This is a genomic window from Actinomycetota bacterium (genome assembly GCA_036280995.1).
In the GTDB taxonomy this organism is placed as follows: Bacteria; Actinomycetota; CALGFH01; order CALGFH01; family CALGFH01; genus CALGFH01.
Genome location: DASUPQ010000700.1, coordinates 1 through 8,429, shown reverse-complemented (window position 1 = coordinate 8,429; position 8,429 = coordinate 1). Strand labels below are relative to the sequence as shown.

Here is an 8,429-nt window from a genome sequence, read left to right as displayed (position 1 = left end):
CAGCTCGGATGCTCCGGCCGAGGCCATCGCCGTCCCTGAGCCGGCACTGTTCGAGGTTGCCGGGGCGGCGCTCGCATCGTCAGATACGTCCATGGAGCGCCGACCCTTTGTCCGCATGGTAGGGACCTTCGCCAGCACCGCCGTGCTGGAGGCGCTCGGCGTGGACCTGCTGAATCTCCTCCGGGCCATGCAGGGATCGAGGGTAAGCGGGTCGATGCTCGAGGAGACAGAACTCGCCGTTCTCCGCTTCCACCAGCTCTACAAGGAACTGTCGCCTACCGAACTGTTCCCGCACGTCCAGCAGTACCTTCAAGCGGTGACCGGGCTCCTTGAGGAGTCCCAGACGATCGGAGTCCGGCGCAGGCTGTGCTCAGTCGCTGGACATCTGGCTGGCCTTCGAGCGTGGCTGACCTTCGACGTGGGGGACCCGACAGCCGCCCACATCTGGTATGAGGCTGCGCTGAAGCCCGCGATCGAAGCTCAGGACGAAGCCTTGGCCGGATGGCTGCTCGGAGGGCGAAGCCTCATTCCCTCCTACAGCGGTGATCACACTGCTGCACTTGAGCTCATCCGGCGGGGGCAGAGTCACGGAAGCCGAAGCGCGAACGTGGCCGTCCAGGCATGGCTGGCAGCGCTGGAGGCGCGCGCCCATGCTGGCATCGGCGACGCAGCGGCGTTCCGCCAGGCGCAGGATCTGGCCAACAATGCGGTGGGAAGCACCCAGCCCGACGAACGTCGGCATGGCATGGACTACCGACAGGACCGGCTCGACGTCACCTACTACGAGGGCACGAGCCTTGTAACGCTTCACCAGCCCGACGCTGCCCAGCCGGTCCTCGATGCCGCGCTCGCAGCCCAGGATCCGGGGCACCTCAAGGCTCGCTCAATAGTGGAGCTCGCGGTGGCCACCAACTATGCGCAGCAGCGGGAGGTCGATCAGGCTTGCGCGGTCGCCAACGGGGCGTTGGACCTGCCGGCTGACCAACGCATCGGACCCATCACCCAGCGGGCTCAGGACCTGCTCCGCGAGCTGGAGCCTTGGCGCGGGAGGCCTGCGGTTGAGGATTTCCGCGAGCGAGTGGTGGCGTCGTAACCACCCTGCCTGGTAAGCAGTGGGTCATGGACCTCGGGCGCATCGGCATCTGGACCTACCACCTCAACTACCAACCCGCCTCGAGAGTACGGGAGGTCGCGGCCGAGTTGGAGGAGTTGGGCTACGGAGCCCTGTGGGTCGGCGAAGCTGCTTATCGCGAGCCGCTGACCAATGCTGGCTTTCTGCTGTCAGCCACCAACCGCATGGCGATTGCAACGGGCATCGCCAACATCTGGGCACGTGACGCGTTCACCATGACTGCCGGCCAGCTCACCTTGAGCGAGGCCTACCCAGAGCGGTTCTTGCTCGGTCTCGGCGTGAGCCACGCCCGCCTCGTCGAGAGAATTCGTGGCCACCAGTACGAGCGTCCCTTTGCAGCCATGCGCCGCTATCTAGATGGGATGGACGAGGCGGCCCGGATCTACCGGGCCGCAAAGCCGACAGCGCCGCCGCCGCGTGTGCTCGCCGCCCTTGGACCGAGGATGCTCGCCTTGGCCGCTGAGCGGGCCCAGGGTGCTCACCCGTATCTCGTCACGCCCGAGCATACGGCGAAGGCTCGCAGCACTCTCGGCCCTGACCGCTGGCTCCTGCCAGAGCAGGCGGTCGTATTGGAGGCAAACCCTGACCAGGCCCGAGCGATCGCCCGCCGGCACATCTCCCGATACCTCGACTTGCCGAACTACACCAACAACTGGCGCCGCCTCGGATTCACCAATGACGACCTCGTGGGGCAGGGCAGCGACCGTCTCGTCGACGCGCTCGTCGCATGGGGTGACGTGGAGGCGGTTAGCGGACGTGTGAAGGACCATCTAAAGGCAGGAGCGGACCACGTCTGTATCCAGGTGTTTGACGCGGAGCCCCATGGCCTGCCTCTACGTCAATGGAGGACGCTGGCCATGGCCATGCTGTAGCTCCGCTCTGAACCTTTGGCCCTGACAATTCACGCATCTGGGTGCAGCGAGCGCCCGGACGAGCGCTTCACACGTCCAGCCCGGTCTTGCTCCTGATCGTGGCCAAGGTGTTGTGGACGGCGCGCCCACCTGCGCGGCCGGTGTTGGGGGCTGAGGCGACGATGGCGGAACCGGCTGGCCCGATGACCTTCAGATGCCCGCTCGCGGTGCGCTCGACCTGCCCACCTGCCCGTTGCACGGCGGCGACGATCTCCTTGGCTTCCTTGGAGCGCCAGCGTTTCGGGGTTGCTTGTTTCTTCAGCGCCATACCAGGTGACCCTCAGCATCCCGAGAGGACACTACCCACGGTCCCCATCGTGGACAGCGCACCCTCCGCCCGCAAGCCCGCACGCCGCCGCGCAGTGCCCGCGGAGCGACACCGTCGTACAGGGGGAAAGCTGGTGGATCTTCGCGCTCGGTCCGCGCTGGGTCCGTGCCGCAACGGTCGAGTAGGGGCAGCAGCGGTCACCGGGGTTACCAACGGTTCAGACGAACCGCAGGTCATCGCTCCTCCAGCCCACGCAGCAGGGATGATGCTCGCGGGCGAATCAGATTGTGATCCTGACGGTCAATGGCTTGGCCGGGCGGCCGCCGTCCTCTCCCGTGAGCCGGCGGGGCCAACCTCTCAGTGACCGATGTCGCGCTCGCCGGCCTCGACGAGCCCGCTCTCGTAGGCGAAGACCACCATCTGGGCGCGGTCGCGCAGGCCGAGCTTGGTGAGGATGCTCGACACGTGCGACTTCACGGTCGCGGCTCCGATGAAGAGCTCGTCCGAGATCTCAGCGTTGCTCGACCCACGCGCGATCGCAGCCAGTACCTCACGCTCCCGGTCGGTCAGCCGTTCCAAGCGGCCCGACGTGGCGGTGTCGACAGCGAGGCGCTTGGCGAACTGGCCGATGAGGCGTCTGGTGATGGACGGAGCGAGCAGTGCTCCTCCGTCGGCGACCGTGCGCACGGCGGTGGGGAGTTCCTCGGGGGGGATGTCCTTGAGGACGAAGCCGCTGGCGCCGGCGCGCAACGCCCGGTAGACGTACTCGTCCGGGTCGAAGGTGGTCAGGATCAGCACCCGGACGCCCCAGTCGGCCTCGGCCAGGATCCGGGAGGTCGCCTCCAGGCCGTCCATGTCGGGCATCCGGATGTCCATGAGGATCACGTCGGGGCGATGCCGGCGGGCCACCTCGATCGCCTCCAGCCCGGTCCCGGCCTCGGCGACGACCTCGATGTCGTCATGGATGCCCAGGACCATGGCGAAGCCCCCGCGGACCAGCGCCTGGTCGTCGACCACGGCGACACGGATGCTCACGTGGGCTCGCCTCCGGTGGGCAGGTGGGCCACGACCTGGAACCCGCGGCCGGGGCGGGGCCGGGCGTCGAGGGTCCCGCCCAACAGCAGCGCCCGCTCCCGCATCCCGACGATGCCATGCCCCGCCGACCGGAATGGACCAGCCGACGCCGAAGGTGGCTCCAAGCCCTTCCCGTCGTCGAGCACCTCGATGACGATCCCGCCCGGTTCGGTGCCGAGCCGCACCTCGGCGTGGGCCCCGGGACCGGCGTGCTTGAGCACGTTGGTGAGCGCCTCCTGGACGATGCGGTACGCGAACAGGTCCACGCGGGCCGGAAGCCCGGCCGCCACCCCATCGGTCGCCAGCGAGACGTCCAGGCCCGCCCCGCGGATCTGCTCGACAAGCCGGGGGAGATCCGCCAGGCCGGGCTGGGGGCCCAGCCCGTCGAGGCCGGTCTCGGGTCGGAGGACCCCCAGCAGGTGGCGCAGCTCGTCCAGGGCCTGACGTCCCGCCTCCTCCACCGCGGCCATCGCCCGCAGGGCACCCTCGGGGTCCTTGGCGGCAACGGCCTTGGCCGCGCCCGCCTGCACCGTCATCAAGCTCACCCGGTGGGCGACCACGTCGTGCAGCTCGCGGGCGATCCGGGTCCGCTCCTCGACCACGATCCGGCGGGCCTCGGCGGCCTGTTCCCGCCGCAGCTGGGTGGTGCGCTCCTGCCGCAGCCGGAGGCGGCGCCCGACGTACCAGGCCACGAACATGACGACGCCGCCGAAGACAGCCTCCCCCCACGGGGCCGGGTCGTTGAGGAGATCGATGCTGACCACGGCGATGGCCGCGGCGACGCCCACCTGGCCCCACCGGTCCTCGGTGGCGTACCGCCCCGCGCTGTACAGGGCGATGATCGCCACCCCGCCGATCTGCGAGTAGCTGTCTCCGAGCGTCAGCGCCCAGGCGACCAGCACCACGCCCAGCACGGCCAGGGGGGCGCGCCTGCGCCAGTACAGCGCCGCGCTGGCCACGGCGTAGACCAGCAGGGCGGTGATCGGAACGTCGCCGATGGGCCGGACGACGATCGAATCGCCGGGCCCGTCCACCAGGAACACCACCGCGAGGAAGACGGCGATGGCCAGGACGGCGTCCGCGGCGCGGGGCCAGCGGGCGAAGGGGCCCCGGAATCCTCTCGGGGCGTTCCCGAGCGGCGGTCGGGAGGGCGGCGCCGTGCGGTTCACCCATCGCTCCACGGTGAGACGTGCGGTGGCCCGTGGCGGCTGGCCGGCGGGCACCGGCCCACCATAGGCCAGGTTGGACGCGCGGTCATCCATCTGCAGGCGGATGTGGGTCTCCGCCGCCCGGGGGGCGACGACGCTCCGGCGGCAGCGCAGGACCCGCCTCGCGGGGGAGGGCCAACCCGTCCGCGGGTGGGCGACTCCTCCGGTCCCGGCAGGCAGGGTGGGACCACGGCGCCACGTGGCGCACCCGTCGTCCGAACCGGATCACTCCAAGGAGCACCGTCATGCATCGCTTCATCCGTCGCATCGGCCACGCCAGCGCCCGCAGGCCATGGATCACGATCGGGACGTGGGCGGTCGCCGCCGCCATCGTCATCGGGCTGGCCGGCATCGCCGGTGGTGCGTTCGTCGACGACTTCGTCGCGCCCGGCAGCCAGAGCGAGCGCGCGATGGCGCTGCTCGACGAGCGCTTTCCCGAGGCGGCGGGCGGCAGCGCCATGGCCGTGTTCGCCGTCGACCACGGCGGGACGCTCGACAGCCGCCGGGAGGTCATCGAGGCCGCGCTGGCGCGAGTCGCGAAGGTGGAGCATGTCGCGACGGTGGCCGACCCCTTTGAGGCCGGCACCGTCTCACCCGACGGCCGCATCGGCTTCGCCGAGTTGACGTTCGACCTGCCGGCTTCCGACCTCGGGCCGGCACCGTTCGAGGCACTGGCCGGCGCGATGGCGCCGGCGCACGCAGCGGGCGTCACCGCCGAGCTGGGCGGCGATGCGGTGTTCGTCAACGCCGAGGCGGAGACGTCGGGTACCGAAGCCGTGGGTCTCCTGGCCGCGCTGGTCGTGCTGGTGGTCGCGTTCGGCACCGTCGTGGCCGCCCTGGTCCCGATCGGGCTGGCGCTGGTCGCCGTCGCCGTCGGCGTGGGCGGCATCACGCTGCTCGCCAACGCGATGGAGGTGTCCACGTCCGCACCGACGGTCGCGGCGATGATCGGGCTGGGCGTCGGCGTCGACTACGCCTTGTTCATCGGGGCCCGCTACCGCGAGAACCGGTCGAGAGGCCAAGACAACGCAGCTGCCCTGGCCGGCGCCATGGGCTCGTCCGGAGCGGCCGTCGTGTTCGCGGGAGGCACCGTCGTCGTGGCGATGGCCGCGCTGGCGCTGACCGGACTGGGCGTCCTGACCTCGATCGGGCTGGCGACGTCGCTGGTCGTGCTCATCGCTGTGGCAGCCGCCACGACGTTGCTGCCCGCGCTGCTCTCGCTGCTGGGCGACCGCATCGACACCGGACGGCTGCTGCGCCGCCGGCGGACCCCCGTGCGTGCACAGGACAGCGCCTGGTGGCGTTTCGCCCACCGCGTGTCGGGACGACCCTGGCCCTACCTGCTCGCCGCGACGGCCGTGCTGCTCGCACTGGCCGCACCGGCGCTGGGCATGCAACTCGCCTTTCCGGACGCCGGCGACGAGCCGACGACCACCACCCACCGCCGCGCCTACGACCTGTTGGCCGACGGTTTCGGTCCGGGCGTCAACGGCCCGCTGCTGATCGTCGCCGACCTGCGGACCCCGGGGCTAGACACCGAGACCCTGCCCGCGCTGACCGAGCGGCTCGCGGCGGACCCGGGCATCGCGCTCCTCGGCGAGCCGCAGACCGCCCCAACGGGCGACGCCGCGGTGCTGCCGGCCGTCCCGGCCACCGGGCCCGCGGACCCGGCCACCTCCAAGACGATCGAACGGGTCCGCGGGCTCCTGCCCAACGGCGTGTACGTGTCGGGCTTCACGGCGATGGTGGATGACCTCACGGGTCAGCTCGACGACACCCTGCCCGTCTTCATCGCCGCGATCCTGGCCGCCTCGTTCCTGCTGCTGATGCTGGTGTTCCGTTCGATCGTCGTGCCCCTGAAGGCGGCCCTGATGAACCTGTTGTCGGTCGGCGGGGCCTACGGCGTGCTGGTCGCCGTCTTCCAGTGGGGCTGGCTCGGTGACCTGTTTGGCTTCGAAGGGCCGGTCCCGATCGCCTCGCCGATCCCGGTCATCATGTTCGGCATCCTGTTCGGCCTGTCGATGGACTACGAGGTGTTCCTGCTCTCGCGCATCCGCGAGGAGTACCTCCGGACCGGGGACAACGCCGAGTCGGTGGCGCGCGGCCTGGCCGCGACGGGACGCGTCATCACCTCCGCGGCGCTGATCATGGTCGCGGTGTTCCTCAGCTTCGTCGCCAACCCCTCACCGCCCGTCAAGATGTTCGGCCTCGGGCTTGCCACCGCCATCGCCCTCGACGCCACGATCGTGCGGATGCTGGTGGTCCCGGCGAGCATGGCGCTGTTGGGACGGGCCAACTGGTGGCTGCCCGGATGGCTCGACCGGTTCATCCCGCAGCTGACCGTCGAGGGCGCCGGCCAGCACCACGGCGCTCCGGCCCTCGACGAGATCGAGGAGCTCGTGCCCGTCGGCTCGGGCGGTTCGGCAGGACGGTGAAGCGTCGCGGCGCCCGCCAACGCCGGTGGGCGCCGCAGCTAACCGCCCTCGTGCGCCGGGCCCTCCACGCCGGCGACGAGCAGGTTCCTGGTCCCGACGAGGACGTCATGAGGAGAGATGGATGCACACCTATCCGATCCGTTTGGAAGGCAGGCTCGATCCGGGACTGAGCCGCTGGCAGTGGCTGGTCAAGTGGCTGCTGGCCATTCCCCACTACGTCACCCTGGCGTTCCTGTTGCTGGCGTTCGCGGTGCTCACCGTGGTCGCCGGGTTCGCCATCGTGTTCACCGGGCGCTACCCGAGGTCAATCTTCGCGTTCAATGTGGGCGTGATGCGCTGGACCTGGCGGGTGAACTACTACACCTACAGCGCGCTGGGCACCGACCGGTACCCGCCCTTCACGCTGGCCGCGACCGACTACCCGGCCAGCCTCGACGTGGCCTACCCCCAGCGGCTGTCCCGTGGGCTGGCGCTGGTGAAGTGGTGGCTGCTGGCCATCCCTCACTACCTGGTGATCGGACTGTTCACCAGCGGCCTCGTCTGGTCGACCACCGAACTCGACGGGTCCAGAGACGAGATCTCCCAGATCGGCGGCGGTCTCATCGGCATCCTCGTGCTGATCGCCGCGGTGGTGCTGGCCTTCACCGGGCGCTACCCGCAGGGCATCTTCGATCTGGTGATGGGGCTCAACCGATGGTGCTACCGGGTGTGGGGCTACGCCGCGCTGATGACCGACGAGTACCCACCGTTCCGGCTCGACAGCGGCGGATCCGAACCCGCAACGACACCACCTCCTCCCCCCGCGCCCACCGGAGGGGGACACCCTGCCACCCAACCCGACCCGAGCATGAGCTGACATCCCATTCCCCGATGGGTCACCAAACGTCCAGAAGCCGGCGACCAAGGATCCCTAGCTGTCCATGTGCTCGAGAAGGAAGTCCACCATGAGTTGGTTGACCCGCTCGGGGGCGTCGGCCTGCACCCAGTGGCTGGCCTCGGCGATCCACTCGACACGCACGTCCGAGACCCAAGCGCGGTCCGGCTCGGCCAGCTCCCGGCCTAGGTAGCGGTCCTGCTCTCCCCAAATGATGAGGGTCGGGGTGTCCACGCGGCGCAAGCTGTGCACCTGCGCGAGCGGGTTGGCTCGGAAGGCGGCCCGGTAGTAGTTGATGGCGGCGCGCAGGGCGCCTGGTTGGGCGGCCGCGGCCACGTAGCGGTCGATGTCCTGAGCCGTGAAGGCGCCCGGCCGGGTCGGTTGCTGGCGCAGGGCCCGGCGCAGCGCCTGGAAGTCCCGGGCCGCCATCAGCCGCTCGGGCAGCCACGGGGCCTGGAAGGCGAGCATGTACCAGCTGCGCCGCAGCTGCCGGGGGCTGCGCAGACTCTTGAGGAGGCGGATCGGAT

The 8,429-nt window shown here is 70.2% G+C and carries 8 protein-coding genes; 4 read left to right on the top strand and 4 right to left on the bottom strand.

The features are described from left to right. Both VF468_23660 and VF468_23655 read left to right on the top strand, forming a co-directional pair. On the top strand, nucleotides 1-1,093 hold a 1,093-nt coding region (locus VF468_23660), incomplete at its 5' end, for a hypothetical protein (GenBank protein ID HEX5881287.1). A gap of 26 nt (nucleotides 1,094-1,119) precedes the next feature. After that, entirely contained in the window at nucleotides 1,120-2,004 is an 885-nt protein-coding gene (locus VF468_23655; GenBank protein ID HEX5881286.1) for an LLM class F420-dependent oxidoreductase, read from the top strand. 67 nt (nucleotides 2,005-2,071) lie between these two features. Here VF468_23655 and VF468_23650 read toward each other — a convergent pair whose 3' ends face one another. The 3 genes from VF468_23650 to VF468_23640 form a co-directional block, all read right to left on the bottom strand. Further along, nucleotides 2,072-2,311 carry a hypothetical protein gene (locus VF468_23650; protein ID HEX5881285.1) on the bottom strand — a complete coding sequence of 80 codons (240 nt, stop codon included), beginning with the start codon at nucleotides 2,309-2,311 and terminating at the stop codon, nucleotides 2,072-2,074. Between the two features lie 357 nt (nucleotides 2,312-2,668). Beyond that, the gene (locus VF468_23645) at nucleotides 2,669-3,346 is read right to left on the bottom strand and encodes a response regulator transcription factor (protein HEX5881284.1); all 678 of its coding nucleotides are present in this window, start codon (nucleotides 3,344-3,346) and stop codon (nucleotides 2,669-2,671) included. Beyond that, complete coding sequence (locus tag VF468_23640) at nucleotides 3,343-4,554, bottom strand: sensor histidine kinase (GenBank protein ID HEX5881283.1); 1,212 nt, start codon at nucleotides 4,552-4,554, stop codon at nucleotides 3,343-3,345. The genes VF468_23645 and VF468_23640 overlap by 4 nt, the downstream gene beginning before the upstream one ends. 284 nt (nucleotides 4,555-4,838) lie before the next feature. Between VF468_23640 and VF468_23635 the strand changes: the two genes are divergently transcribed. Both VF468_23635 and VF468_23630 read left to right on the top strand, forming a co-directional pair. Further along, entirely contained in the window at nucleotides 4,839-7,028 is a 2,190-nt protein-coding gene (locus tag VF468_23635) for an MMPL family transporter (GenBank protein ID HEX5881282.1), read from the top strand. A 121-nt stretch (nucleotides 7,029-7,149) separates the two neighbouring features. Then, the gene (locus tag VF468_23630) at nucleotides 7,150-7,884 is read left to right on the top strand and encodes a DUF4389 domain-containing protein (protein HEX5881281.1); all 735 of its coding nucleotides are present in this window, start codon (nucleotides 7,150-7,152) and stop codon (nucleotides 7,882-7,884) included. A 54-nt stretch (nucleotides 7,885-7,938) separates the two neighbouring features. Here VF468_23630 and VF468_23625 read toward each other — a convergent pair. Further along, nucleotides 7,939-8,429 (bottom strand): alpha/beta fold hydrolase (locus VF468_23625; GenBank protein HEX5881280.1); only part of this gene is annotated, 491 nt, incomplete at its 5' end.

Coding starts and splice junctions, on each gene's coding strand:
- VF468_23650 (HEX5881285.1), bottom strand. CDS start 2,311: ATGGCGCTGAAGAAACAAGCAACCCCGAAACGCTGGCGCTCCAAGGAA.
- VF468_23655 (HEX5881286.1), top strand. CDS start 1,120: ATGGACCTCGGGCGCATCGGCATCTGGACCTACCACCTCAACTACCAA.
- VF468_23630 (HEX5881281.1), top strand. CDS start 7,150: ATGCACACCTATCCGATCCGTTTGGAAGGCAGGCTCGATCCGGGACTG.
- VF468_23635 (HEX5881282.1), top strand. CDS start 4,839: ATGCATCGCTTCATCCGTCGCATCGGCCACGCCAGCGCCCGCAGGCCA.